General features: G+C 33.7%; 21 protein-coding genes. 15 read left to right on the forward strand and 6 right to left on the reverse strand.

What is annotated here, in order from left to right; genetic code table 11:
* The first annotated feature begins 580 nt into the window (after nt 1-580).
* Nucleotides 581-781 (forward strand): twin-arginine translocase TatA/TatE family subunit, encoded by a 201-nt coding sequence (gene tatA, locus IEV63_RS09845; protein WP_188406643.1) that lies wholly within the window; start codon nt 581-583, stop codon nt 779-781.
* Nucleotides 782-1,111: 330 nt separating this feature from the next.
* On the opposite strand, the gene IEV63_RS09850 is transcribed toward tatA, so the two are convergent.
* Nucleotides 1,112-3,094 carry a putative porin gene (locus IEV63_RS09850; protein ID WP_188406644.1) on the reverse strand — a complete coding sequence of 661 codons (1,983 nt, stop codon included), beginning with the start codon at nt 3,092-3,094 and terminating at the stop codon, nt 1,112-1,114.
* Between the two features lie 101 nt (nt 3,095-3,195).
* Here IEV63_RS09850 and rnhB point away from each other — a divergent pair, with 101 nt between their 5' ends.
* From rnhB to IEV63_RS09915, 13 genes are all read left to right on the forward strand, one after another.
* On the forward strand, nt 3,196-3,795 hold the full coding sequence (gene rnhB, locus IEV63_RS09855) for a ribonuclease HII (RefSeq protein WP_188406645.1): 600 nt from the start codon (nt 3,196-3,198) through the stop codon (nt 3,793-3,795).
* 139 nt (nt 3,796-3,934) lie between these two features.
* Nucleotides 3,935-6,241 (forward strand): putative monovalent cation/H+ antiporter subunit A, encoded by a 2,307-nt coding sequence (locus IEV63_RS09860; RefSeq protein ID WP_188406646.1) that lies wholly within the window; start codon nt 3,935-3,937, stop codon nt 6,239-6,241.
* Between the two features lie 3 nt (nt 6,242-6,244).
* The gene (locus IEV63_RS09865) at nt 6,245-6,655 is read left to right on the forward strand and encodes a Na+/H+ antiporter subunit B (protein WP_188406647.1); all 411 of its coding nucleotides are present in this window, start codon (nt 6,245-6,247) and stop codon (nt 6,653-6,655) included.
* A gap of 1 nt (nt 6,656) precedes the next feature.
* Entirely contained in the window at nt 6,657-7,010 is a 354-nt protein-coding gene (locus IEV63_RS09870; RefSeq protein ID WP_188406648.1) for a Na+/H+ antiporter subunit C, read from the forward strand.
* Nucleotides 7,007-8,530 carry a proton-conducting transporter transmembrane domain-containing protein gene (locus IEV63_RS09875; RefSeq protein WP_188406649.1) on the forward strand — a complete coding sequence of 508 codons (1,524 nt, stop codon included), beginning with the start codon at nt 7,007-7,009 and terminating at the stop codon, nt 8,528-8,530. The genes IEV63_RS09870 and IEV63_RS09875 overlap by 4 nt, the downstream gene beginning before the upstream one ends.
* Nucleotides 8,520-8,996, forward strand: a complete 477-nt coding sequence (locus IEV63_RS09880) for a Na+/H+ antiporter subunit E (RefSeq protein WP_188406650.1) — start codon at nt 8,520-8,522, stop codon at nt 8,994-8,996. Before IEV63_RS09875 ends, IEV63_RS09880 begins: the two co-directional genes overlap by 11 nt.
* Nucleotides 8,993-9,271, forward strand: a complete 279-nt coding sequence (locus tag IEV63_RS09885) for a cation:proton antiporter (protein ID WP_188406651.1) — start codon at nt 8,993-8,995, stop codon at nt 9,269-9,271. The genes IEV63_RS09880 and IEV63_RS09885 overlap by 4 nt, the downstream gene beginning before the upstream one ends.
* Nucleotides 9,264-9,695 carry a monovalent cation/H(+) antiporter subunit G gene (gene mnhG, locus IEV63_RS09890; RefSeq protein WP_188406652.1) on the forward strand — a complete coding sequence of 144 codons (432 nt, stop codon included), beginning with the start codon at nt 9,264-9,266 and terminating at the stop codon, nt 9,693-9,695. The genes IEV63_RS09885 and mnhG overlap by 8 nt, the downstream gene beginning before the upstream one ends.
* Nucleotides 9,661-10,833: an aminotransferase class I/II-fold pyridoxal phosphate-dependent enzyme gene (locus IEV63_RS09895; protein WP_188406653.1), complete on the forward strand. Its 1,173-nt coding sequence runs from the start codon at nt 9,661-9,663 to the stop codon at nt 10,831-10,833. The genes mnhG and IEV63_RS09895 overlap by 35 nt, the downstream gene beginning before the upstream one ends.
* A 288-nt stretch (nt 10,834-11,121) precedes the next feature.
* Nucleotides 11,122-11,817: a TetR/AcrR family transcriptional regulator gene (locus IEV63_RS09900; RefSeq protein WP_188406654.1), complete on the forward strand. Its 696-nt coding sequence runs from the start codon at nt 11,122-11,124 to the stop codon at nt 11,815-11,817.
* On the forward strand, nt 11,801-13,468 hold the full coding sequence (locus tag IEV63_RS09905; protein WP_188406655.1) for a peptidase domain-containing ABC transporter: 1,668 nt from the start codon (nt 11,801-11,803) through the stop codon (nt 13,466-13,468). Before IEV63_RS09900 ends, IEV63_RS09905 begins: the two co-directional genes overlap by 17 nt.
* An 11-nt stretch (nt 13,469-13,479) precedes the next feature.
* Nucleotides 13,480-14,829 carry an HlyD family secretion protein gene (locus tag IEV63_RS09910; protein WP_188406656.1) on the forward strand — a complete coding sequence of 450 codons (1,350 nt, stop codon included), beginning with the start codon at nt 13,480-13,482 and terminating at the stop codon, nt 14,827-14,829.
* A gap of 4 nt (nt 14,830-14,833) precedes the next feature.
* The gene (locus IEV63_RS09915; RefSeq protein WP_188406657.1) at nt 14,834-16,249 is read left to right on the forward strand and encodes a TolC family protein; all 1,416 of its coding nucleotides are present in this window, start codon (nt 14,834-14,836) and stop codon (nt 16,247-16,249) included.
* Here the strand turns inward: IEV63_RS09915 and IEV63_RS09920 are convergent.
* The 3 genes from IEV63_RS09920 to IEV63_RS09930 form a co-directional block, all read right to left on the reverse strand.
* The gene (locus IEV63_RS09920) at nt 16,246-16,479 is read right to left on the reverse strand and encodes a VF530 family protein (protein ID WP_188406658.1); all 234 of its coding nucleotides are present in this window, start codon (nt 16,477-16,479) and stop codon (nt 16,246-16,248) included. The genes IEV63_RS09915 and IEV63_RS09920 overlap by 4 nt on opposite strands.
* A gap of 18 nt (nt 16,480-16,497) precedes the next feature.
* On the reverse strand, nt 16,498-17,781 hold the full coding sequence (locus tag IEV63_RS09925; RefSeq protein WP_188406659.1) for a DEAD/DEAH box helicase: 1,284 nt from the start codon (nt 17,779-17,781) through the stop codon (nt 16,498-16,500).
* Nucleotides 17,782-18,020: 239 nt separating this feature from the next.
* Nucleotides 18,021-19,715 carry a glutamine--tRNA ligase/YqeY domain fusion protein gene (locus IEV63_RS09930; RefSeq protein WP_188406660.1) on the reverse strand — a complete coding sequence of 565 codons (1,695 nt, stop codon included), beginning with the start codon at nt 19,713-19,715 and terminating at the stop codon, nt 18,021-18,023.
* Nucleotides 19,716-20,007: 292 nt separating this feature from the next.
* Here IEV63_RS09930 and IEV63_RS09935 point away from each other — a divergent pair, with 292 nt between their 5' ends.
* Nucleotides 20,008-20,691, forward strand: coding sequence for a LysE family translocator (locus IEV63_RS09935; RefSeq protein WP_188406661.1), 684 nt, complete (start codon nt 20,008-20,010; stop codon nt 20,689-20,691).
* Here IEV63_RS09935 and IEV63_RS09940 read toward each other — a convergent pair.
* The gene (locus IEV63_RS09940) at nt 20,688-23,138 is read right to left on the reverse strand and encodes a ligase-associated DNA damage response DEXH box helicase (RefSeq protein ID WP_188406662.1); all 2,451 of its coding nucleotides are present in this window, start codon (nt 23,136-23,138) and stop codon (nt 20,688-20,690) included. The genes IEV63_RS09935 and IEV63_RS09940 overlap by 4 nt on opposite strands.
* A gap of 206 nt (nt 23,139-23,344) precedes the next feature.
* The gene (locus IEV63_RS09945) at nt 23,345-25,972 is read right to left on the reverse strand and encodes a T9SS-dependent M36 family metallopeptidase (protein WP_188406663.1); all 2,628 of its coding nucleotides are present in this window, start codon (nt 25,970-25,972) and stop codon (nt 23,345-23,347) included.
* Nucleotides 25,973-26,051 lie beyond the last annotated feature (79 nt).

The raw sequence follows: 26,051 nt of genomic DNA on the forward strand, positions 1-26,051 counted from the left end.
GTAAATTGTTGAGTGAACTCATCGACAAGACAAAAAATATCAGTAATTTTGCTGTAAGATAACATAAGAAATAGCTTTTATATATTTGAATTTCAACACTTTAAATATAAAGCTATTTCTTTTTTTTATGCAATAAAACTTTCAAAAATATTAATTGAACTCAGGTTATTAGCTTCATTACCATAGGAATAACAATATTACAAAGTTATTTTGCGTATTTGTTTTATTTTGCTAAAGGTTTTCAACATCCTTGAAAGCTTCATAAATAGGGCATTGCCGCATTTGTGCTTTTTAATGTTAGACGTTTACCTATTAATTTTTCCAATATATGTATTAGTTCATTTATATATAATTTTATTTTAAAATACCTTTTGTAATTAGGAGATTTTTAAAAAATCTGCCAGAAGCAAGTTTTAATCTCGGTATTAAAGATTAGAATCTTACATCCTCACACTTTTTAATCAAATTAGTGTTACTACACAAGTCTGATCTATACACATTCATCTAGATACATTATTATCTTTTTAAAATAGGCATCATTTGTTTTTATTTCCGTAATTTTGCATCAAATAAAAAGCTTATGAATACTTTATTTGTAATTATGGGAGTGGTTGGACCTTGGCAAATTGCTGTTGTGGTCGTTTTAATTTTACTATTGTTTGGGGGTAAAAAAATTCCTGAATTAATGCGCGGATTAGGTAGCGGAATTAAAGAATTTAAAGATGCTTCTAAAGAAGAGAACGAAGATAAAACCGAAGATTCTAAAAAATCAATCAAGTAATATAGGTACTTAGTACTAGTTATAACTACAAAGCGCTTCTTATACAGATGCGCTTTTTTTGTTGAATAAAAACCATCCTACATCCCTTGTAATTTGAGTTAAAACAGATGCGGATGTTAGTTAGTAGTGAGTAGTGAATAGTGGGTAGTTTTTTAGTTAGTAGTGAGTAAGTAGTTTTTTAGTGAGTAGTTTTAAAGAAATATTCTTGATTTAAGCTTCTTTTTTGCTTTTCCCGACTAATTTGGGATAGGATTGGGGGTAAATAGAAAGCAATTTTGTTTTATTAACGACCTTGTGAAATCAAGTTCGTATTATTTTAAAAGTAGCGAACTACAAAAAGAAATTCCAAACCAAGCCAAACCGAAATCTAAAGTCTCGTAATGCGTAGCCTGGCGCTGTAAAATTAGTATTACCTTCAAACAAGCCTGTTGCATTTTCTAAGACAAAAAACAATCTTGCCGAGCGTACTTTAGCATTAAAAAACAGATCTACATTGTAAAAACCTTCTAAGTTTGTAAAGTCCTGCACAACAAATTCGTTTAAAATAGGATTAAACATAGTCGAGTTGAAATCGGTAAAGTATTTAAAGCTAATTCCTGTTTGAATAAAAGTTGCTTTTTCGAACCAATGATCTTGATAATAAAGTGTGTTCCGGCTTACAAAGTCAGGCGTAGGGAGTAAATTTTCACCATTTAACACATTTTGGTATAACAAGCTGTGATGCATACCAAAAACACCAAACTGCATATCGTTTGTAGCCTTTACTTTTACATACCGCACATCTTGGTCTGTAGCCTGTAAGGCTTTTACATTGGTAAAAACTTCTTCTAAACTTTCAATCTCTCCTAGGCTGCCGAAGTAGGTGTAATTTTTAATTTGTGTTAGGGAAGCTTCTAAGTTTCCGAATTTTTTGTGGCTAATTTTTCCACCTAAAATTTGGGTATCTATATTGTCTAAATTATTAAACCAGTTGTAATTTTGATATGCGCTTTGATTTAATAGGTAATTAAAATCTGGTGCGCGCGAGCTAACAGATAAAAAGGCGTTTACATCGGTTTGTTTATTAATGGCGTAATTGAGTTCTCCTTTTAAAAAACTTCCATCAAACTCTCCTGCAACATTATATTTTGCTTCGCCTTTATAAGATAAGTCTCCTATTTTGTTAGCATAAATTCCACTTAGCGAATACAGATTGCCATTTAATAAATTAGGGATTAAACTACCATCTTCTTGAACATAAATAGCGTTGTATTGGTATCTAAAGTCGGTAATTTGTGCTGCAAATTCAAATTTACCAAGCAAATTTTGCTTATAACTAGCTTTTAGCTCATTTTGATATTCAAAATGCTTTACTTCATCTCGTATATTGTCGTTTACCAAGGTTGGCCCAAAATAAGAACTTGCATCTTCTTGGTTAAAAGCATAATTTTTATCTTCAATGCTCAATTCGTGTGCAAGCCGTATTTGGTTATTTTGTGTAGAGTCGTTTCCGCGAACCAAAATATATTCTTGGTCAATGTATAACCTATTGCCCCATAAGCGACTAAAGGCATCTTGAAATTGAACGGCCAAGGAAGCTCTGTTTTCAAATTCGGGTACTTCATTAACAAAATTTTGAACAGATTCTGTGGTTAGTCCACCATTTTCTTGCTGTTCTAAATCATGCGAAGTAAAGTGAAAGCGTAAAAAATACCGATCACTTTTATTTCGGTAATTAAAACTCGTAGAAAAGTTGCTGGCTTCAGAACGCGCATGAACATATTCTCCTAAGGAATTTAAAGCTTCATAAGCAACTGAAAAATTTAACCGAGGATTTAAATTGGTAGTAAAAAACGATTTCAAACTTTGGCCTTGTTCCAAAACCGTTCTAAAATATAATTCTGTAAAAGGAGTAGGTGTTTCGTAATAATAAATATCGTCTTTTGTTTTGTAATTAAAATGTTTAGCACTTGCTCCTAGCTTAGGTGTAAGCGAAAAATCTTGAAAATCATGCCCTAATTTATTGTAAGGCATACCAACATTATGCAAGGCTAATAATTCAAAATTATCTTTGCGTAAATAATTGGCCTTAAAGTATTTTTGAATGCTTAAAGAAGTATCTACAACAGTAGTATCGCGTTCTCGGTTAATTATTTTATAGTCGGTAGCAGGTGGCATATCGTCTTTTTTGTTAACCCGCTGGGTATCAATTCCGCGTTCTGCACGATTTACAGGTTCGCCTCCGCCAGCACCTTCTGTTTTTTTTAAGCGCTCTTGGCCTTGCATAAAACCAATGCTAAAAACAAATATGAAAAAATAGATATACCGATGCATAATTTAAAAAAACAACAGCCGCAAAAGTAGCATTATTTTAAAGAATGATTTTGAATAGCTAGACTTCTTATGGCTTATTTATAAATTTGTATTTTTGAAGTATGCTTAAAGCCTTTTTAAATAAAAATCTATTAGAGTGCGGAACAGATGAAGCTGGTCGTGGTTGCTTGGCTGGTCCTGTTACTGCAGCAGCTGTAATTTTACATCCTTCTTTTTCTAATTCTGTTTTAAACGATTCTAAACAGCTTAGTTTATTGAAGCGAAATAAGCTAAGGGGATTAATTTTAGAAGAAGCAATTTGCTTCGGAATTGCCCACGTTATGATGCATGAAATTGACGAAATAAACATTTTACAAGCATCGATTAAGGCTATGCATAAAAGTATTGCACAATTAAAACCTAAACCAGAATTTATTTTAGTCGATGGTAATAAATTTCATAAATTTAAAGGTATTCCTCATCAATGTATTGTTAAAGGCGATGCCAAATATTTAAGTATAGCAGCGGCTTCTGTCCTAGCTAAAACCCAACGCGATGCTTATATGGAAAAAATTCATCAAGAATTCCCTATGTACAATTGGAAACAAAACAAAGGTTACCCAACAAAAGAGCATCGAGCAGCTATTCAAAAATATGGAATTACCCAATACCACCGTAAAAGCTTCAAATTACTTCCAGAGCAATTGGCTCTTCCACTTTAATCGTTTAAAAGGCATCATATTAGTTCCAAATAAATGCTTAAGAGCTTAACTAAATTCCATTTCCTTAACAAAGCTTTCAACTTCTAAAAATAGTCTCAATTATTATAATGCCTATATTTGCAGCTTATTGTTACAAGATATGTTGTATTCTATTTTAGCTGGGTTTGTTGTGGCCATAGCTTTAATTTTCACGGGAAAAATCTTTAAATCGAAATGGTCGGTTGCACTTACATTGCTTCCGCTTAGTTTATTTGTTTATTTTTTAAGCTATATTCCTACTATACAATCGGGTGCAACTGTATTTCAAAGCATTAGTTGGATCCCTTCATTTGGCGTAAATTTAAGCTTCCAATTAGATGGTTTATCCTTGTTGTTTTCGTTAATGATTACGGGTATTGGTACCTTGGTATTTGCTTATACTTCAGCTTACTTAAAAAAGCATGTTTACTTAGATCGTTTTTATGCTTATTTGAGTTTGTTTATGGCAGCTATGCTGGGCTTGGTACTTTCAGATAATTTAATTTCACTCTTTGTTTTTTGGGAATTAACAAGTATTTCTTCGTTTTACTTAATCGGCTTTAATAATACTTCTGAAGCTTCTCGAAAATCGGCTTTAACTGCATTAGGAATTACAGGAATTGGTGGGTTGTTTTTATTAGCTGGAGCTTTATTATTGGGATATATTACAAATTCCTATTCAATTGTTGAAATGCTTCAGCATAAAGAACTGCTTCAACAACATGAGTTTTATCTAGTAGCGGTGGTTTTTATATTTGGTGCAGCCTTTACCAAATCGGCCCAATTTCCTTTTCATTTTTGGTTACCCGGTGCTATGAAAGCTCCAACACCGGTTTCTACTTATTTGCATTCGGCAACTATGGTAAAAGCGGGAGTATATTTGTTGCTTCGTTTTAGCCCGACACTAGGCAGCACAGAATTGTGGAACACTACACTCATTATTGTTGGTGCAGCAACCATGTTGTATTCTGCTTTTCATTTAATTTTCAGAACCGATTTAAAGGGAATTTTAGCTTATTCTACTATTGCAGCTTTAGGAATTTTAGTGTTTTTAATTGGTTTAGGTACGCAAGCCGCAATAACAGCTGCTTTGGTTTTTATTGTTGTACATGCTTTGTATAAAGCATCATTATTTTTAATTACAGGAATTATAGACCACGAAACAGGAACAAGAGATATTACACAGCTTGCAGGTTTACGAAAAGTGCTTATGCCAGTTGCTGTAGCAGGATTTATAGCAGCTTTAATAAGTGGAGGTGTACCACCAAGTATTGGTTTTGTTGGCAAAGATTTAATTTATGAAGCTACTCTACACATGCCTAATAATGCGGTTTTATTAACTGCAATAGCTATTGTAACCAATATTTTACTTTTTTATGCTGGCTTTGTGGTGGGCGTAAAACCTTTTATGGGAAAGCTCCCTACTACATTTGAAAATTTGCATATGCCAAGTTCATTAATGTGGGTGCCACCATTGCTAATGGTAACTGCAGGATTGGTGTTTGGTATGTTTCCTAATTTAATTGAAACAGCTTTTGTAGCCAATGCAGTTTCGAGTTTAGTGATAGATAATGAAGCCTTTCACCTTAAACTTTGGCATGGATTCAACACTGTTTTAGGTTTAAGCGCTCTTACTTTAGGTCTTGGTGTTATAGTGTATGTAGTATTGAAACCCAAGCACAAACTCGAAAATTTTATCGAAAAATTAGAAGTAGCTTCACCTAAAAGCATCTTGTTTTTTTTAACCAACGGCTTTGAAGATTTTTCGAAGTCATGGACAAACTTTTTTCAAAATGGCTATTTGCGCCATTATATTGCTACTATAGTTGGTTTTTTGGTAATAGCTTTGGCTTTTATTATTTTTTCTAACTTCGATTTAAAGTTAGATTTTAGTTCATTTTCAGAATTAACAGCTTACGAAATTGCTATAGTACTAATGATGATTGGTGCCGTAGTATTTACTGTTTTTACAAACTCAAGGCTTGCAGCTGTAGCATCGATGGGTGTAGTTGGCTTCGCTTTTTGTTTGTTATTTTTATTTTATTCTGCTCCCGATTTGGCAATGACGCAATTTTCTGTAGATACCTTAACGGTAATTTTATTTGTCCTAGTCTTGTATAAATTACCTAAATACTTACATCTTTCTAAAAATGTATTGCGATTAGAACACGGAATTTTAAGTTTGACTTTTGGAGGTTTAATATCCATCTTGGTATTAAAAGTATTACAAGAAGACCAGAATTCAGAAATTACTAATTTTTATGCTGAAAATTCTTACTTACTCGCCAAAGGCAAAAACGTGGTAAACGTAATTTTAGTAGATTTTAGAGGAGTAGATACTTTAGTAGAAATAAGTGTGCTAATTGTAGCCGCCCTCGGGGTGTTTGGTTTATTAAAACTGCGTTTAAAAACAAGAGATAAAAAATAAATTATGAAAACCATTATATTACGTACAGCATCAGATTTTTTGTTACCCGTATTGCTTTTGTTTTCGCTGTTTATTTTATTGCGCGGACATTATTTGCCAGGTGGTGGGTTTATAGGTGGTTTGGTAGCTGCCATTGCATTTGTACTAGATGCTTTTGCTAATGGATTAAAAAATGCAAAATCGCTTTTAAAAATTCATCCAGGTTTTTTAATGCCTGTAGGTTTGTCGTTAGCTTTTTTAAGTGCTATAAGTCCACTTTTTTTCGATTTACCTATAATGACAGGGCTTTGGGCTAGCGAGCCGATACCTGTAATTGGCAATTTAGGTTCGGCTTTGATTTTTGACACAGGCGTTTATTTAGTAGTTATTGGCGCAGCTTTAACCATTATTTTCACCATTTCAGAAACGGCTTAATATGGAAATACTTTTAGCTATAGTAACAGGAATTCTTTACGCAGCTGGCATTTATATGATGTTAAGAAGAAGCCTTGTAAAACTAATTTTAGGAATTATACTCCTAGGTAATGGTGTAAATTTATTAATCTTTTTACTAGGAAGAATTACCAAAGGCAAACCGCCTATTATTCCTGAAGAAGCTAAAGTTTTTGAAGAGCTTTACGCAGATCCAGTCCCACAAGCCTTAATACTAACTGCAATTGTTATTAGCTTTGGCTTACAGGCCTTTGCTATTATTTTAGTAAAAAGAGCTTATAAGGTTTTAGGTACAGATGATCTTGATCAATTAAATACAACCGACGAAGACTCATGAGCAATTTAATTATATTATGTCCTTTATTAATCCATTTGCTGTTTAGCATCTTGCTCATGTTTGCATGGCGTAGCTTAAAATGGCAAAAGAGTTTAACCATAATAGGAAACAGTTTTGCATTAGTAGCCAGTATTTGGGTGTTTATTTTTATTTATGAAAATGGTACACAAACCGTGCAATCGGGTAATTGGGAAGCTCCATTCGGAATTACATTTGTAGCTGATATGTTAGCAGCTACATTGGTTTTACTAACCTGTATAAGTGGCTTTGCAGTTGCTATTTTTTCTGTTGTTTCAGTTATAAAAGCTAGATTAAAATTTGGATATTTTAGTGTATTTCATTTTTTATTAATGGGCTTAACAGGAGCGTTTTTAACAGGCGATATTTTTAATTTATATGTTTGGTTCGAAATAATTATTATTAGCTCTTTTGTACTTATTAGTCTAGGTGGCGAACGCAACCAACTAGAAGGTGCTGTAAAATATTTTACGCTTAACATCCTGGCTTCTATGATTTTTCTAACTGCACTTGGAGTTTTGTACGGGTTAACGGGTACTTTAAATATGGCAGACCTTTCTCAAAAAATTGTCTTACTCGAAAACCAAGCACTAGTCGAAATTTGTGCAGTCTTGTTTTTAGTTGGTTTTGGTATTAAATCGGCTGTTTTTCCATTGTATTTTTGGTTGCCAGCATCCTACCATACACCACCTTCTGCAGTTTCTGCTATATTTGCCGGTTTGCTAACTAAAGTAGGTGTTTATGCTTTAATTCGGGTATTTACCTTGATTTTTGTAGGCGATTTATTCTTAGAAACACTTTTAATAAGCATTGCTATTTTAAGTATTTTTAGTGGAGGTATAGGCGCTTTAATTCAAAATAATATACGCAAAGTATTTTCGTATTTAATTATTTGTCATATCGGATTTATGATAGGTGGCTTAGGCTTATTTACAAGTGTAGCCATTGCGGGAACAATTTTTTATTTAATACACGACATTATTGTAAAAACCAACTTGTTTTTAATAAGTGGTTTAATTTACAGATTACGTTCTACATCAAGCTTAAAAAAACTCGGTGGCTTGTATAGCGAGTATCCTAAAATAAGTTTGCTTTTAGCTATTCCATTATTTTCTTTAGTTGGCATACCTCCTTTATCTGGATTTTGGCCAAAAATATCCTTGTTATTAGCTGGTTTTGAACGTGAAAATTACTGGTTTGTTGGAGCTGTTATTTTTGGAAGTTTAATTACTTTAGTTATTATAGCCAAAGTTTGGTCTGAAGCTTTTTGGAAGAATCCCCAGCCCGTTAAAAAATGGAAAAATTTTGTCGATTTTTGTGAACTTAAACACATACAGAAAGCACAACTAATTTTTCCTATAGCTTTTTTAAGTGTTGTATCTTTATACATTGGTTTTGGAGCTGAGCATATTCAGCAATTATCCGAACGTATAGCCATGGAGCTTATGGATAACCAACAATATATAGACGCTGTCTTTAAAACTAGAGCCAATGCGAGGTAAATTTTTAGCCAACATACTACTTACCATTATATGGGTGTTTTTAACAGGAAGTTTTGCTGTTGTCAACTTCATTTTTGGTTTTGTAATTAGCTTTTTAATCTTATGGATTATAAGTGCTCGCGATCATGAAAATAAATATGTACAACTTATACCAAAGTTAATTTCATTTTTTCTATTTTTTTTGTGGGAAGTTATAAAAGCAAATCTTCAGGTAGCTTACGAAGTAATTACTCCCACTAACAACATGAAACCTGGTATTGTAAAATTACCTCTAGATGCCAAAACTAATTTAGAAATAACATTGCTTGCCAATTTAATTACACTCACACCAGGAACCTTAAGCTTAGATGTTTCTGAAGATAAAAAAGTACTTTACGTACATTCAATGTATGTACACAATAAACAAGAATTTATAAACGATATTAAAAATGGCTTTGAACGCCGCTTATTAGCTATTTTACGATGAGTTTACACGATTATTTATATTACGTAATTCTGCCTATTCTGGCCATTTCATCGCTAGTTGTTTTTATACGCTTTGTAAAAGGGCCAACTATTGTAGATCGCGTTGTTGCGCTAGACCTAATTATAACATTAGGTATTGGCGAAATTGCTATTTATAGTATTATAAACAATAAACCTACTTTTTTAGATATTGCTACTATTTTAGCATTAATAGCCTTTTTAGGAACTGTGGCATTTGCCTTTTATTTAGAAAAAAGAAATAAAAAAGATGACTGATATTTTTATATTCATTCTAGCAACACTAGGAGCTATATTTGCTATGTTAGCCGCCATTGGCATACTAAGAATGCCAGATACCTATTTGCGTATATCGGTAACAACTAAAGCAGCAACTTTAGGTATAGGTTTAATATTAGGAGCAGCTGCACTTTATTTTGGCGATTTTGCAGTTTCTACACGTGTGCAAGCAATTATTATTTTTATTGTATTAACTGCTCCAGTAGGAGCCCACTTAATCGGTAGGACGTCCTACTTTACAGGGAATAAAATGTGGAAAAACTCTGTTATTGATGAGCTCGAAGGAAAATATGATAAGAAAAAACATCAACTACTTAGTGAAGATGTAAAAAAACAACATCAAAAAGAAGAACAAAAAAAAGAAGCTGATGGAAGAAAAAAAGCAGAAGAAGATAAATGGTAGTTTTCCTCTTCAACTTCACCATAAGCTAGCTGAACGGAAAAAAAACAAAAACTTAAGAACCCTACCTGATTATTTTCCAAAATACGATTTTTCGTCTAACGATTATCTTGGTTTTGCCAAAGTAAAAAGCATTACAGAAAAAGCACATGATTTACTTAAGGAAGAATCCAATATAAATTCTGCTACAAGTTCGCGGTTAATTCGAGGAAACTATTCTTTGTTAGAAAAAACTGAACGTGAATTGGCTGCATTTTATCAATCTGAAACTGCGCTTATTTTTAATTCGGGATACCTTGCTAACTTAGGATTGTTATCGAGTATTCTTACAAAAGATGCTATTGTTTTTTACGATGAATTAGCACATGCATCCATTCGAGACGGTTTACAGCTTGGGTATGGCAGGTCTTATAAATTTCAACATAATCAAGTAGCAGACTTAGCTAAGAAAATTAAGCTTCAACAAAGTAAACATCCAAACACAGCAATTTATGTAATTACTGAAGCTATTTTCTCTATGGATGGAGATGGTCCCAACTTAAATGAAATACTGCAAGTTTGCAAAAACACAAATTGCTACTTAATTGTAGATGAAGCACATTCTAATCCAATTTTTAAGCTTAAAGATTTATTGAGCGAGCATGCTTTAAACGATGTTTTTGCCAGAATAGTAACTTTTGGAAAAGGCATTGGTGTGCACGGAGCAGCTATTTTAGGTAGCGAAAAATTAAAAGCCTATCTAGTTAATTTTAGCCGAAGCTTTATTTATACTACTGCAGCAGCTCCGCATATGGCCGCTTCAATTATAGCAGCACATCGGCATTTTGAAGCAGATAAAAATCAATTGAGCTTTTTAAAAGAAAATATTAGTCAATTTAGAAGTGTAATGCATCAATTAAATTTGCAACATTACTTTATTGAAAGTTACAGCCAAATACAATCTTGCGTTATTAAAGGAAACGAAAAAGTAAGCCAAGCAGCAGCATTTCTTCAAGAAAAAGAATTTGATGTTCGTGCTATAAAAAGCCCTACTGTACCCCAAGGAAAAGAGCGACTTCGGTTTTGTATACATAGTTTTAATAATCCTAGTGAGATTGAAGCTGTGTTAAAAAATTTAGCTGTTTATTTAACTGATTATTAAAATGATATCTTTTAGATGTTAAACATATTTTTTATAAAAATTGATTTCTATTTTCTAAGCAGAAGTTGAATCCTTTAAACCACAACATAAGTTTAACACGCATTTTTTAAGAAAAAAAAATGATTTTCAAGACTATTAACCTAGAAAAATTATTCTTAATACTTGATTATTAGATGTTTATTCGCCTTTTTACTCGTCTGATTTTTAGATTAAACGCGTTAAAAATATGGTAAAGCTTCCTAATGTAATAGTATTACTATTATCTTTGTTAGTCTCTATATGAAGTGAATGACAGAAGCATTAAGTAATATTCGAATTCAAATCAACGAAAAGTTGTATTTAAAAGATCCTGAAAGCTCACAATTAGGGTCTTTAATTGTTTCTGAAGGAATCCAACTCATCAATTTAATCGGTTTCGAGCAGTTTACTTTTAAAAAACTTGCTAAGCGCATCAATTCTACAGAAAGCTCTGTATACCGTTATTTTGAGAACAAGCATAAATTTTTGTTGTATATTACTTCATTATATTGGAGTTATATGGAGTATAGGCTGGTTATAGCCACAAATTCTATAAAAGACAAATACGACAAATTAATGAAGGCAATAGAAATTGTTACAAGTACACCAGATAATTCATTTTTTAATACATCAGTAGACCAAATTGCACTTCGTGAGATTGTAATTTCAGAATTTACGAAAGCATACCATAATAAGTCTGTAGACGAAGAAAATAAACAGGGTTTTTTTAAAGTATATAAACGCTTAGTTTTTCGCTTAACCGACATGATAGAAGATTTAGATTCAAGTTATTTACATACCAAAAGTCTTGCATCTTTGTTGTTAGATGGTGCTTTACATCAGCATTTTTTGGCGATGCATTTTCAAAGCATTACCAACTGTAGTACAGCTCAAAAAACAGGTGATTTTTTTAAAAACTTGGTGAGTAATCAAATAAACTATACGCCCAATGAGTTCACAAAATAGTCCAGGACCTTTACAAAGGTTGTTTAAATTATTACGTTTAGAACTACGTAGCATCTACCTTATATTAGGTTATGCAGCTTTTGCTGGAGTGGTTTCGCTTTCTTTGCCTTTAGGTATACAAGCCATAATTAACTTTATTCAGGCTGGAGAGTTTAGAATTACTATGATTGTACTTATAACATTGGTATTAATTAGTGTAATATTTACAGGCTTGCTTAGTTATATGCAAATGAGAGTTGCTGAAGATTTACAGCAGCGATTATTTACGAAAACATCTTTCGAATTTATTTATCGTTTCCCTAGAATTCTTACTACTGCTTTTGGTTCAAATTATCCACCAGAATTAGCCAACCGCTTTTTCGATACTATGACCATACAAAAAGGAATTCCTAAAATGTTAATCGATTTTTCTACATCGGGAATTCAAATTTTATTCGGTTTAATTTTACTATCTTTTTATCATCCATTTTTTATTCTTTTTGGTGTTTTCCTTGTTTTGTTAATGTATTTAGTCTTCAAATTTAGTGCTCCAGAAGGTCTTCGTACCAGCTTAATTCAATCAAAATACAAATACCAAACTGCTCATTGGATCGAAGAAGTAGCTAGAAATACCGATAGCTTCAAAGTTTTAGGAAGTGCAAAACTTGCTTCATCTAAACACGATGATATTGTAATAAAATACTTAAATTCTAGAGAAAATCATTTCAAAATATTGAGACTACAATTCTTTAAAATGATTGGTTTTAAAGTTCTAGTATTGGGAGCTCTTCTTATTATTGGTGGTCTACTAGTGGTTAATCAACAGATGAATATAGGTCAGTTTGTTGGAGCAGAAGTAATTGTAATTTTAATGGTTAATTCTGTAGAAAAACTTATTCTCGGATTAGAAAATGTTTACGACGTTTTAACTGGGTTAGAAAAAATAGGAGCTGTAAACGATTTAGAATTAGAACGTTTTGGTGGAATTACACCTTTTAGTCCAAAAGATAATTTTGAAATAGAATTAAAAGACATTGGACTACAATTTAAAAATGCTACACGCAAATCTCTCAACGGAATTAATCTTAAAATAGAATCTAAAGATCGAATTTTTATCGATGGTACATCTGGTTCAGGAAAAACAACTTTACTTAAATTAATTTCAGGATTAGTACTGCCAACCGAAGGAGATTTCTTTGTTAATGATCTCACTTTTAAAAATATACAAATTGATCATTATAGAAGTTTCGTAGGACATTCGTTAATTGGCAATTTCCCATTCGAAGGTAGCATACGAGATAATATTACTTTTAACGATGCTAATGTAAGTCAAGAAAATTTAGATTGGGCCATCGAAAAACTAAATTTAATGGGCTTTATTAAGTCTCAAAGCCATGGAATAGACACCGTAATTGCTACAGAAGGAAGAAACATACCTTACACAGCTGCTAAAAAAATAATGCTAGCCAGAGCTATTGTTACTAAACCTAAACTATTAGTGCTAAAAGATCCTTTAGTAGAGTTTCAAGACGACGAAATTAACAAAATAATGAACTTTTTATTCGAACCTTCCAATCCTTGGGCAATAGTCGTAGTTAGTAGAAACAGCAAATGGATAGAAAGGTGTAATCGAAAAATATTTTTGGATAAAGGAAAAATAACTAACACTTAAGTATTGTAATCATGCTACATATTTCTAAAAATAAAATTCAAATTAGGGAAGATTACAATAAGTTTAAATCTGTAAAATTCTCATCAGACGATAGGAGGTATAACAGCTTCAACAAGTTTGTTATAGCCCTTTTTATAATTGTATTTATCGTTTTGTTTTTGCCGTGGACTCAATTTGTTCGTGGAAACGGAAGTATTACTACTTTACGGCCAGAACAAAGACCCCAATCTATACAATCGGCTATACCTGGAAGAATTGAAAAATGGTATATACAAGAAGGCGATTATGTTAGTAAAGGCGATACAATTGTGCATATTTCTGAAGTTAAAGATGCCTATTTCGATCCTGATTTATTGGCAAGAACCCAATCGCAGGTTAAAGCTAAAAACTTTTCTTTTGAATCTTATCGAAACAAAGTAAAAGCACTCGATTATCAAATTGCAGCATTAAAAGAAGAGCGTGACTTAAAATTAGAACAGGCTCAGAATAAATTACTACAAGCCAATTTAAAAGTGCAAAGTGATAGTATTAATTTTGAAGCAGCTAAACTTCAATTAAGCATCGCCGAAAGACAGTTAAATCGTAATGAAATACTAGAAAACGAAGGTTTAAAAGCGGTAACCGATGTAGAATCAAAAAAGGTAAAATACCAAGAAAGCTTAGCTAAAATTATTTCGCAAGAAAACAAACTTTTAGAAAGTAAAAATGAAGTGCTCAATGCACAAATTGAAATTACGAGCATTAAGGCAGGTTATAAAGATAAAATAGCCAAAGCTGAAAGTGAACAATACACAGCAAAATCAGACCAAGCTAATACAGAATCGCAACTGTATAAGTTAGAAAACGAATTTGTAAATTATAGCATACGTAGTGGTTTAAACTATATTGTTGCTCCACAAGATGGTTATATTAATAGAGCAAGACAACAAGGTGTTGGAGAAACTTTTAAAGAAGGAGCAGAGATTGTTACCATTATGCCTGCAGAAGTAGAATTAGCTGTAGAAACTTTTGTAGCTCCAATAGACTTACCGCTTGTTCATGTTGGAGAAGAAGTTCGTATTATTTTCGATGGTTGGCCATTTATCTTTTTCTCCGGTTGGCCTAATTTATCTTACGGTACTTTTGGTGGAAAAATTGTAGCAGTAGAGCGTTTTATTAGCCCTAATGGTAAATATCGAGTTTTAATTGCTCCAGACCCAAAAGAGCCTAGTTGGCCAGAGCCTATCCGGGCAGGAACTGGTGCCCGATCTTTTGCATTGTTAAACAATGTTCCTGTTTGGTACGAATTATGGCGTCAAATTAATGGTTTCCCACCCGATTATTATCAGCCAGATGTTGAAACTACAAAAATTAAAAAATAATTTAATGAAGAAATATTTCTTATTTATTTTATTTTTTTCACTATCCAGTAGTGCCTTAAAAGCCCAGTCAGAAACCAACACAGGTTTAGATTTAAGCTTGCAAGAGTTTTTGGCATATGTTAAGTTGTACCATCCTATTGCAAAACAAGCAGAACTCAAAATTTCGCAAGCAGAAGCAAAATTGATGAAAGCTAGAGGAAATTTTGACCCTAAGTTATATAGCAGTTTTACAGAAAAAGATTTCAAAGAAACAGATTACTACCAAATGTTTAATGCAGGTTTAAGTATTCCAGTTTGGTTTGGATTAGATATTAAGGCAGGATACGAACAAGCAGAAGGTAGTTTTTTAAATCCTGAACGGACTGTGCCAGAAGATGGTTTGTATAAGGCTGGAATTTCTTTGCCTTTAGGCCAAGGTTTATTTATTAATGAACGTATGGCTACTTTAAAAAAAGCAAAAATTATTCAAAATTTAAATCAGGCCGAGCGCGATTTAAAAGTAAACGAAGTGCTGTATAAAGCATCTTTAACTTATATAGATTGGTACCAAGCTCAAAAACAAGTCGATATTTTTGAAGAATTTCTAGAAAATGCAGAGATTCGTTTTCAAGGCATAAAACAAAGTGCTTTACAAGGCGATATTCCAACTATCGATACGCTTGAAGCTAAAATTACTGTGCAAAAAAGAGAATTGAGCTTAGAAAAATCTAAGTTGAAACTCATCCAATCTCGATTTAAGCTATCCAACTTTTTATGGTTAGAAAACAACGTGCCTTTGCAGTTAGATGAAGGGGTTTTGCCAGCTGAATTAAACGAGCTGAGCATGGATAATATTTTAGGAACAAACCTTTTGCAGCTCGAAAATTACAATGTAGAACAACATCCTTTATTGCAATTTTTAAGCTACGGTATAGCATCTTTAGAAGTTGACAGAAAACTGGCTGCAGAACGTTTAAAGCCTGTTTTAGATGTAGAGTATAATTTTTTAAGCGAACAACCTAATCAAGTAGATACATTTACACCTAATAATTTTCAAGCTGGAGTTAGTTTTAGTATTCCTTTGTTTTTGCGAAAGGAACGAGGCGATTTAAAACTTACTAAACTTAAAATTCAAGATGCTGAATTAGAATACGAATTTCAAAATTTAGAGTTGCGTAACCAAATTGATGCTGCGCAAGAAAGTATTAGCTCTTTTGATAGGCAATTAGTTACCATAGAACAAATTGCTGTAAACTTTGATAAATTATTACAAGCTGAAGAACGCAAATTTTCTTTTGGAGAAAGCTCTGTTTTTTTAATTAACTCTCGAGAACAAAAATTAATCGATGCCAGACTAGAGCAAATAAAAGCGAATGCCCGTTTATTTGAATCGAAAGCATTATTGTTTAATTTACTTGCAAACGAGATTTTAGTAGATTAAAACAACGATTTGGTTTGCTTTAAATAAGAAATATACAAAGCTTCTACTTTGTTTCTAGCCCAAGGAGTTTTCCGAAGAAATTTTAAACTAGATTTTACAGAAGGATTATCCTTAAAACAATTAATGTTGATTTTTTCAGCTAATTTTCCCCAACCATATTCCTTGTGCAATTCTGTTATAATTTTTTCTAATGTAATGCCGTGTAAAGGATTATTTTGTTGCTTTTCCATACCTGTAATTTTTGAAAATTAGCGCCAAGATTTTTTCGAATTTGGTCTTGAATTTCCTGTTCTTGGTCGTTGTCCGCCAGATTTATTTCCACTGCTTTTTGTGTTTCCTGAATGTGCACTGGGCTTTCTTCCGCGTTGTTGTGGGTTAAATGGTTTAGTCGATGCATTAGGATCAGGTTCAAATCCTTCTAAAATATCCATCGGGATTTTATCGCCAATTAACTTTTCAATATCTCTTAAAAATGAAGTTTCATCAGCACTTACCAAAGAAATAGCTAATCCACTTGCTCCAGCTCTTCCTGTTCTTCCAATTCGGTGAACGTAATCTTCAGATACGTTAGGCAATTCAAAATTAACCACAAATGGTAGTAAAGGAATATCCAGCCCACGGGAAGCAATATCTGTAGCAACCAATGCTTTTACACTTCCGTCTTTAAAACCAGCTAAAGCTTTGGTTCGTGCACCTTGACTTTTGTTGCCATGTATGGCTGCAGCATTGATGTTTGCCGACTCTAATTTCTTGGCCAGTTTATTGGCACCGTGCTTAGTTCTAGTAAAAATGAGTATTTGTTCCCAGTTTCCTTCAGAAATAAGCTTGATCAATAAATCGGTTTTTTTCTCTTTAGCAACTCTGTATACTTGTTGTTGAATAGCTTCTACAGTTGTGTTTTCTGGAGTAGATTCAACCGAAACGGGACTTTTTAGAAATTCACCAGCCAAATTTCGTATTTCTTTTGAAAAAGTAGCCGAAAACAAAAGCGTTTGCCGTTGCTTAGGAATTAATCCCATAATTTTTTTAATATCTCTTAAAAAGCCCATGTCTAGCATTCGGTCAGCTTCATCTAAAACTAAAATTTCAAGGCTTCTTAAAGACAATAAACCTTGGTTGTTTAAATCGATAAGTCGGCCAGGAGTGGCAATTAAGATATCTACTCCATTGCGAAGTGTTGCTACTTGCGATTTTTGGTTTACTCCACCAAAAATAACGCTAGAACGCAAGTCTACAAATCGACTGTAATCTTTAACATTTTGATAAATTTGAGCTGCCAATTCGCGCGTTGGTGTTAAAATTAAAGCACGAACAGGTCTATTTCGTAAAGGGGGTTTTTTAGCTAAGTTCTGGATTAACGGAAGTGTAAACCCTGCGGTTTTACCAGTTCCTGTTTGAGCTGATGCTAATACATCTTTACCTTCTAAAATAGGCGGAATAGATTTAGCTTGAATGGGAGTTGGGTTTTCGTAACCTTGTGCGCTTACAGCTTTTACAAGATTATCGGAGAGTCCTAATGACTTAAATGACATAGTTTGTTTTTTTGAAATGACAATCTATGGTATCAGCGGTCATTCCTTTTTATGAATTGGCAAAGGTAGGCTTTAATTTACAATTAACCTGCAGGTTAATTGTATTAGCAGTACTATGTATATTTATGGATGGTTTTCAATAAAAATAGCCACTACTACACGAATAAAAATTAGTGTACTTGCCTTCTGCAAGCAGGTTAGTGGCTTTATTATGAATTTTTAATTGAAGTAAAAGCTTTTTACTTTTCCTTCCAATTATCACGTAAAGTAACGGTTCGGTTAAAAATGAGATGGTTTTCTGTTGAATCTCGATCAACACAAAAATAGCCTTTACGTTGAAACTGGACTACTTCTTCAACTTTTGCATTTTTAAGGCTAGGCTCAACATAAGCGGTAATAACTTCCAAAGAATTTGGATTTATAAAATCTAGGAAATCCTTGTCTTTATATTCGGTCGGATCTTCTACACTAAACAAACGATCATAAAGGCGAACTTCTGCTGCAACCGCATGCGGTATAGAAACCCAATGCAAAGTCCCTTTTACTTTTCTTTTTGATGCTTCAGTGCCACTTCCACTTTTACTATCTTCATCGTAGGTACAATGTACTTCAACAATGTTTCCAGCTTCATCTTTAATGGCTTTTTCAGCTTTAATGATATAGGCATTTTTTAAGCGAACTTCTTTTCCCAATTTAAGTCTAAAAAACTTTCGGTTGGCTTCTTCTCTAAAGTCTTCTTTTTCAATATAAATTTCACGAGAAAAAGGAACTTGGCGTTCTCCTGCAGCTTCGTCTTCTGGATTACCAGCCTGTTCGGTAGGCAAGTTTTCTGCAGTTAGCCATTCTTCTTTTCCTTCAGGGTAATTCGTAATTACCACTTTTAATGGGTCTAAAACACTCATTACACGTGGAGCGGTTTTATTTAAATCTTCACGAACGCAAAATTCTAAATGAGAGAGGTCGATTCTGTTTTCTCGTTTTCCAATTCCTATGCTATCTGCAAAATTTCGAATAGAAGCTGGAGAATAACCTCTGCGGCGTAGTCCAGAAATGGTTGGCATACGCGGATCATCCCAACTTTCTACCACTTTATTTTCTACTAACTCAGCTAATTTTCGTTTACTTACAACGGTATGGCTTAAATTTCTTCTAGCAAATTCACGTTGTTTTGGGGGGAATTCGCCTGGCTTACAAACTTTATTTATAAACCAATTATATAATTCGCGGTGGGGTAAAAACTCTAAGGTACAGAATGAATGCGAAATTTGTTCAATAAAATCAGATTCGCCATGTGCCCAATCGTACATCGGGTAAATGTTCCAATCGTTTCCAGTTCGGTGATGTGCTTTATGTAAGCAGCGATACATGACAGGATCACGCATTAACATGTTAGGAGAAGCCATATCTATTTTTGCACGTACTACGTGTTCTTTTTCTTTGGTTTCCCCATTTTTCATGGCTTCAAAAAGAGAAAGGTTTTCTTCCACATTTCGGTTTCTGTACGGACTTGGTTTTCCAGGTTCAGACGGGGTTCCTTTTTGAGCAGCTATTTCTTCAGAAGTTTGGCTATCTACGTAAGCATCTCCATTTTTAATCAACTCTACCGTCCAATCGTATAACTGCTGAAAATAATCGGATGCATAACATTCTTTTGCCCATTTAAAACCTAACCACTCCACATCTGCTTTAATAGCATCTACAAATTCTTTTTCTTCTTTAATTGGATTGGTATCGTCGAAACGCAAATTAACAGGTGCGTTATATTTTAAGCCCAAACCAAAATTTAAGCAAATGGATGAAGCATGTCCAATGTGCAAATAACCGTTGGGTTCGGGGGGGAAACGAAACTTTAATTGATCTTTTGTATAGTCCTTTTGTAAATCTTCTTCAATAATTTGCTCAATAAAATTGAGTGATTTCTTCTCTTCTGACATGTGCTCAAGTTAAGCTGCGAATTTACTGAATTTCTACTTCACATAAAGCAAAGCTTAAAAAGAAATACGTACATCGTAAAAATACCTTACTATCGATGATTTATAGCTTAAAATTACGATGTGATAGCCATAGATAATAAATTGAGTTTTAGAAAATATTTGTTGCGAATACATGAATAAAAATCTATGCATTTGGGGCTGTTTTTATATAAATTTGGTTAACTGACCGAAAAACGGACATAAACTTATTTACTATTGAAACTTTGTTAACTTTGAACATCAAAATTAATTTATGCTACAAGATATTTTAGCAGCACTGCCGCTAGGTCTTTTTTTGGCTTTTTTAATTGGGCCTGTTTTTTTTATTTTGCTAGAAACAGCTGCTATGCGGGGATTTCGAGCTGCTTTGGCATTCGATTTGGGCGTGATTTTAGCCGATATTGTTTTTCTTTGTGTAGCTTATTTTGGAACCAATCAACTTTTGCTGCGCATTAAAGACGACCCTGCTTTGTTTTTGTTTGGTGGCACCGTATTAACTACCTATGGAATAATAGGTTTTTTAAAAGTGAAAAAAACCAGCCTAAATCCTGCTAAATTTCAAATTCAAAAACTCAAAGGTAAAGCTTACTTAGGCATTGCAGGAAAAGGTTTTTTACTTAACTTCATTAATATTGGCGTGTTGGGTTTTTGGTTGGGCTTAATTATTGTTTTTGGGCCTAGTTTAGATATGCAACCTAATCGACTTATTACTTTTTTTAGTACCGTATTAATAACCTATTTAGTCATTGATATTTTTAAAATTTTATTAGCTAAAAAACTAAATAAAAAATTAACTCCTACTCGTGTGGCCATGGCTAAAAAAATAATAAGTATTGTTATCATTGTTTTTGGTACAGTTCTTATATTTCGTGGGCTTTTTCCTAATCAAACTAAAAAATTTGAGCCTGGTGTGGAAGAAATAATGCCTAATCCTTAAGATTGAAGCTTTTTAATCATACGTTGAATGCGGTCTTTTAATTTTTCTGAAGAAAGTTTTTCGCGTAAGCGATCGGTGATAATTGGAAAGGAAAACGGCGTAGCATATTTGCAATCTCTCCAAATAATTTCTTGATTCTGAATGCGCTCTAAAGCCAATTGAAGCCTTCCTTGTTCTAAACTGTGCTCAAAAGTTTCTACGTAAGCTTGTTGGTATAATAAATTAGTAGCATCAAAATCTTTAAACACATCAAAAATAAGTTGCGAACTGGATTGTAAATGTTTGTTTTGTACACTTTTATTTGGATAGCCTGTAAAAACCAATCCCGCAATAACTGCAATGTCTCTAAATTTTCTTTTTGCCATTTCTGTAGCATTTAAGCTTTTTTCTAAATCTTGCATTAAGTAAGCCGAAGAAAATAAGTTGTTATCTAAGACTTGTTGCATATCTACTTTGGTGTCCGAAAGTAACTCGAATCCATAATCGTTAAACGCGATGGAAAACGATATGGGTTGCAGTAAACTGATGCGGTAAGCTAATAAACTCGCTAAAGCTTCATGTACAAATCGACCTTCGAATGGGTAAAAAACATGATGATTTCCTTCTCTAGTTGAAAAAGTTTCAATTAAAAATTCTTTATCTGTGGGAATGATAGATTCCAATTCCTGTCGTTCAAAAATTGGAGCTAAAGCTTGTAGTTCTTCAGACTTTTTGGGTTGATGCGCTGCATATAATTCAGCTCTTAACAATTCGGACATTTGCGAAGACAAACTTAATCTCCCGCCCATCCAGCTGGGTACTTTAGCCGTTTTTTGTTTCGATTTTCGTACCAAAACTTGCATGCTTTTTATACGTACCAACTCTAAATTTCTTCCTGCAAAAGTAAATACATCACCGGGTTTTAATTTAGAAATGAACCATTCTTCAATTGAGCCTAAAAACCCGCCACTGATATATTTTACTGTTAAAACTGCATCACTCACAATCGTGCCAATTTGAAGCCGATGCCGCATAGCAATTCCGCGGTGAGTTACTTTAAATTTTCTATCTTCTCCAATTTCGACTTTTTTGTATTCATTGTAGTTTTGAAGGGACTCGCCACCATACACAATAAAATTTAAAGCCCAATTCCATTGCGTTTCTGTTAGGGCTTGAAAGCAAAAAGTAGATTTTATTTCGGGATAAATTTCATTGGGGTAAAAACCATCAGAAACTGCTAAAGTGGTTAAATATTGCACCAATACATCGAAGGAGTTTATATAAGGCAGTCGGTTTTCTACTGCATTTTTTCGAACTGCTTTTTGCAAAGCAGAAGCTTCAATTAATTCGATGGCATGTGTTGGTAAAAAGTAAATTTTACTGGTTTTTCCAGGTTGATGTCCGCTTCGTCCCGCGCGTTGAAGAAATCGAGCAACGCCTTTAGGTCCGCCGATTTGTATAATGGTTTCTACGGGTGCAAAATCTACTCCTAAGTCTAAGCTCGAAGTACAAACCACAGCTTTTAAACTTTCGTTTCGTATAGCATTTTCTACCCAAATTCTAGTTTCTTTATTAATGCTGCCGTGGTGCATGGCCAATTCTCCTGCAAATTCAGGATATTTTTCTAATATTTTTTGAAACCAAATTTCGCATTGCGAACGGGTGTTAGTGAAAATTAAAGTGGTTTTCGAATTTTTAATAATTGGAATAATCTGCTCTAAAAGATGAATTCCTAAATGACCACGCCATGGAAACTTTTCCATTTCTTTAGGAATAATACTTTTTACTACAATCTTTTTTTGAAGATTGGCTTTTATAAGTGTAGTTTGTTTTTTATTAGAAGCCGCATCGCCTAAAAGAACTTCGAGTGCTTGCTTTAAGTTTCCGATGGTTGCCGAAATTCCCCAAATACGTAAATCTGTTGTAATATTTTTTATTCGAGAAAGCGCTAATTCCATTTGTACGCCGCGTTTGGTGCCGAGTAATTCGTGCCACTCGTCTACCACAATGGCATGGCAATTTTTGAAGGTCTCAGGGTAGTTTTTACTCGCCAATAACAACTGCAAGCTTTCTGGAGTAGTAATCAGGAAGTCGGGCATATTCCGTTTTTGCTTTGCTCTTTCTTTTTGTGGAGTATCGCCTGTTCGAATTCCAACTTGAAAAGGCAAATTTAAATCTTCGATTAAACGCTCAATAGATTGTTTAATTTCTAAGGAAAGTGCTCGAAGCGGTGTTATCCAGACTGCTTTTAATCCTTTTTCAGCTTTTGAAGCTGTTGAAGTTTGCAATAAATCGGCTAGAATCGGAATCCAAAGTGCGTATGTTTTCCCACTGCCTGTTGGCGCATTTAAAAGTCCATTTTTTCTTTCGGCATAAGCTTTCCAAGTATCTTTTTGAAACTGAAATGGCTCCCATCCTTGATGTCTGAACCAAGCTTCAATTTGATTTTGAAATTCGTTTTTTTTCATTGTAGCAGTTCGTTTCAAAAGTAGGCGATAAAGTTTTTATACCTAAAAAATAAAGTTACGATAATAAACTTTCAAATGAAGTATATCAACTTATTCACAAACTTTTTTACATCATCAAATAATACAAATTGAATACGTTTAGATTTTCAGTAAAAAAAATCTGCTTCAATGTATGAAGCAGATTTAATTATATAGAAAGCTTCAATTTAGTTTACCAATAGTTTTTTTGTGAATGTGGCTTCATTTGAAATTACTTTAATTAGATAAACTCCAGAATTCAATTCATTAATAGGTAATACAATTGCATTTGAAGCATCTTTTCGGTAATTTACTAGCTTTTTACCATTGATGTTAAATATTGAAATTTCAACTTCTCCCGAAATACGATTTCCTAAGTCCAAATGGATTTGATGCTTAGCCGGATTTGGCCACAATTTAAATTCTTCATTAATAAAGCCTTGATTGCTTAAGTTAGTACAATCGAGTTCATCGGTGGGTGGCATATCGAAAGCTTCAACTTGGTCAAAACGATTATCAGCATCGCCTTGGTCTGCGCTCCAACCTAAGCCCCGGTTGGCGAATGCTTGCCAAATTAAACATTGGTTAGCTCCATTGTTTGCCAATTCATCTGCCATTAAAATAGCATCTCGTCCATCGACAAATCCGGGACTACAGTTTTGTAATTTAAGGCCATCGATAACCAATTGTAAAGCGATGTTGTTACCGCCATTGCCATTATAAAGATCAGGGTCAAAACCGTATACATCAATTAAATCCCAGGTCATATTCCAAAGCATTTGTGCCCAAATGTATCCAATACCGTGTGGTTGAGATAAATTTTGGTTGTTGGTAATGTCAAAAGTGAAAGGACTAATTGCAGTGTTTGTACTATATGGGGTAGGGCGAATACCGTTTCCAGTAATGGGTTGAGAAATTGCGAAGGTTCCATAACCACGGCCTTGAGTAGCAACATCGGTAGCTTTCATAGTAAGCAAGAGGCCTAAAAAATCGCTCCAACCTTCGCCCATTTGTTCTTCGTTAAATAAACAATTGGCTTGCAAACTTCCGCCAGTTAATCGGTTAGAAACCCCGTGTCCATATTCATGAGCAATAATTCCGTTATCGAAATCACCATCGATAAAATAAGGCCCGTTATTAGCTAAAGTAGCGTTAATAGTAGTGTTCGATTCTAATTCTGTTATAAGTGCTTCCCCATCGGCTTGAGATACCATGATGGAAGGAATATTAATTAAATTTGAATTTCCTCCCATATTTATAGGCATTCCTCCAACGTTATTTACCACAATTACAGCTAAAGCTCCAGCTTGCTGAGCTTTTTCAACTTTAGAAACAAAAGTACATTCGCCTCTACGCACTACAGCAATTTTATTGTTTAGTTCGGCTGTGTTTGTTATTGTACCACAAGCCAGATAATCTGTAGTAAACTCATTAATGTCGTTTACTAAAACCAAATCTGTTGTTATAGGATCGCTAGAAAGTCGTGGGCCAAAGTTGGCTTCTAAACCGTTAATTCCATCAGCAAGATTAGTTGGGCTTACAATAGTTAAAGGAGGATTTATAGGGCCTACAGGCGACCATAAATACATGGTCATGGATGGATTGTTTCCATCGGGAGGTGTTCCAAAAGTAGCATTGTTTATACCTGCGCCATCTTGGGCATCGGCATACACAAAATCATTTCCAATACCTTCGCCAGTATAATTTGTAGCTTGAAAATTTCCTGAAGCCTCATCAAATCCATACTGATGTAGGATATCGTGTAAAATATTATTCCAATAAAACAAATTGGTAATAGCTGCATCCTCATAAACTTCTGGAGGAGCATCGAAAGCCAAGGGATAATCGAACACTAAATTGTTTCCGCCGTCGGGTGCATGTCCAATTGTATTTTGTCCCGCTCTATCTTCTTGCGCCCAGACATTATTTCCACGAGTAATAGTAAATTCTGCTCCAACAACTCCGTTGGTATCGTGCCATCCAAATGGCGATGCGTTGGCATCTGCTGGATCTATAATTAAACTCCTTTCTCCGTGATTGGGCGACTCTACAGGAATTGGATATACATTATATTGTGCACCATCGGTAGCTATTGTATAGTTTTGAAGGGTAGAAAATAAACTTTCATTCTGAGGAGCGATTGAACTACTTAAGCCTAAATTTTGATTACTATGCTTGTGGTTTAAGTTGCAAGATAAATTCCAATTGTTTTTACTTATTATTTCGCCAGTTTGTGCGTCTACCCGAACACTCCACCAATTATTTTGGTTTTTTGCATGAATGGAAAGATCCCAAGCTAAACGAATTTCATTTGCTCCTTTAATTTTTTGATACACTAATTTAACAGGAATTTGGTCGTAAGAAATATTGGCTTTATTGTATAAAAATTCTGTGGCACTTTTGGCATCTACAACTTGTAAATTAATAGGAGAATCTAACCCAAGTTGTTGACTAGCATTTACAATGGCTTCAGTTGGATTAATTGTTGTTGAAGAAGTATTGATTCGGTTTGCAATATTACTTTCGAAGTTGTTTGAGAAATGAAGCACTTTTTCGTCTCTTATTGCCAAAACACCCAAAGCATTAAAAATAGGAATTCCGCTAAATTGTTGAATTATATAAACGTTATTTGTTTTGGTACTTTTAGCATAATGCGAAGAATTTACTTCAACATCGGTAACATCTTGTTGACTAAATTTATTATTAGCAACTTCTTCGTTTAATTTTTGTTGAATAAGATTAGTAAAATCTTGTGCAAATAATGGGAATGAAAAGCTGTAAATGATACAGAATACAACTAACTTTTTAAAAGACATGTTTCAAATTTTGAACAAAATAGAGGAAAAATTTCTTTTAAAAAATTAAAAAGTGATTTGCAGTTTTTTTTTAACAATT

Origin of the sequence: Psychroflexus salis (assembly GCF_014640175.1) — a bacterium.
GTDB lineage: Bacteria > Bacteroidota > Bacteroidia > Flavobacteriales > Flavobacteriaceae > Psychroflexus > Psychroflexus salis.

Excerpts from the sequence above, each read along its gene's own strand:
- IEV63_RS09895 (WP_188406653.1), top strand. The coding sequence starts at position 9,661 with ATGGAAGAAAAAAAGCAGAAGAAGATAAATGGTAGTTTTCCTCTTCAA.
- IEV63_RS09910 (WP_188406656.1), top strand. The coding sequence starts at position 13,480 with ATGCTACATATTTCTAAAAATAAAATTCAAATTAGGGAAGATTACAAT.
- IEV63_RS09925 (WP_188406659.1), bottom strand. The coding sequence starts at position 17,781 with ATGTCATTTAAGTCATTAGGACTCTCCGATAATCTTGTAAAAGCTGTA.
- IEV63_RS09860 (WP_188406646.1), top strand. The coding sequence starts at position 3,935 with ATGTTGTATTCTATTTTAGCTGGGTTTGTTGTGGCCATAGCTTTAATT.
- IEV63_RS09905 (WP_188406655.1), top strand. The coding sequence starts at position 11,801 with ATGAGTTCACAAAATAGTCCAGGACCTTTACAAAGGTTGTTTAAATTA.
- IEV63_RS09900 (WP_188406654.1), top strand. The coding sequence starts at position 11,122 with ATGACAGAAGCATTAAGTAATATTCGAATTCAAATCAACGAAAAGTTG.
- IEV63_RS09850 (WP_188406644.1), bottom strand. The coding sequence starts at position 3,094 with ATGCATCGGTATATCTATTTTTTCATATTTGTTTTTAGCATTGGTTTT.
- IEV63_RS09875 (WP_188406649.1), top strand. The coding sequence starts at position 7,007 with ATGAGCAATTTAATTATATTATGTCCTTTATTAATCCATTTGCTGTTT.
- rnhB (WP_188406645.1), top strand. The coding sequence starts at position 3,196 with ATGCTTAAAGCCTTTTTAAATAAAAATCTATTAGAGTGCGGAACAGAT.
- IEV63_RS09945 (WP_188406663.1), bottom strand. The coding sequence starts at position 25,972 with ATGTCTTTTAAAAAGTTAGTTGTATTCTGTATCATTTACAGCTTTTCA.
- tatA (WP_188406643.1), top strand. The coding sequence starts at position 581 with ATGAATACTTTATTTGTAATTATGGGAGTGGTTGGACCTTGGCAAATT.
- mnhG (WP_188406652.1), top strand. The coding sequence starts at position 9,264 with ATGACTGATATTTTTATATTCATTCTAGCAACACTAGGAGCTATATTT.
- IEV63_RS09885 (WP_188406651.1), top strand. The coding sequence starts at position 8,993 with ATGAGTTTACACGATTATTTATATTACGTAATTCTGCCTATTCTGGCC.
- IEV63_RS09940 (WP_188406662.1), bottom strand. The coding sequence starts at position 23,138 with ATGAAAAAAAACGAATTTCAAAATCAAATTGAAGCTTGGTTCAGACAT.
- IEV63_RS09920 (WP_188406658.1), bottom strand. The coding sequence starts at position 16,479 with ATGGAAAAGCAACAAAATAATCCTTTACACGGCATTACATTAGAAAAA.
- IEV63_RS09880 (WP_188406650.1), top strand. The coding sequence starts at position 8,520 with ATGCGAGGTAAATTTTTAGCCAACATACTACTTACCATTATATGGGTG.
- IEV63_RS09930 (WP_188406660.1), bottom strand. The coding sequence starts at position 19,715 with ATGTCAGAAGAGAAGAAATCACTCAATTTTATTGAGCAAATTATTGAA.
- IEV63_RS09915 (WP_188406657.1), top strand. The coding sequence starts at position 14,834 with ATGAAGAAATATTTCTTATTTATTTTATTTTTTTCACTATCCAGTAGT.
- IEV63_RS09870 (WP_188406648.1), top strand. The coding sequence starts at position 6,657 with ATGGAAATACTTTTAGCTATAGTAACAGGAATTCTTTACGCAGCTGGC.
- IEV63_RS09935 (WP_188406661.1), top strand. The coding sequence starts at position 20,008 with ATGCTACAAGATATTTTAGCAGCACTGCCGCTAGGTCTTTTTTTGGCT.
- IEV63_RS09865 (WP_188406647.1), top strand. The coding sequence starts at position 6,245 with ATGAAAACCATTATATTACGTACAGCATCAGATTTTTTGTTACCCGTA.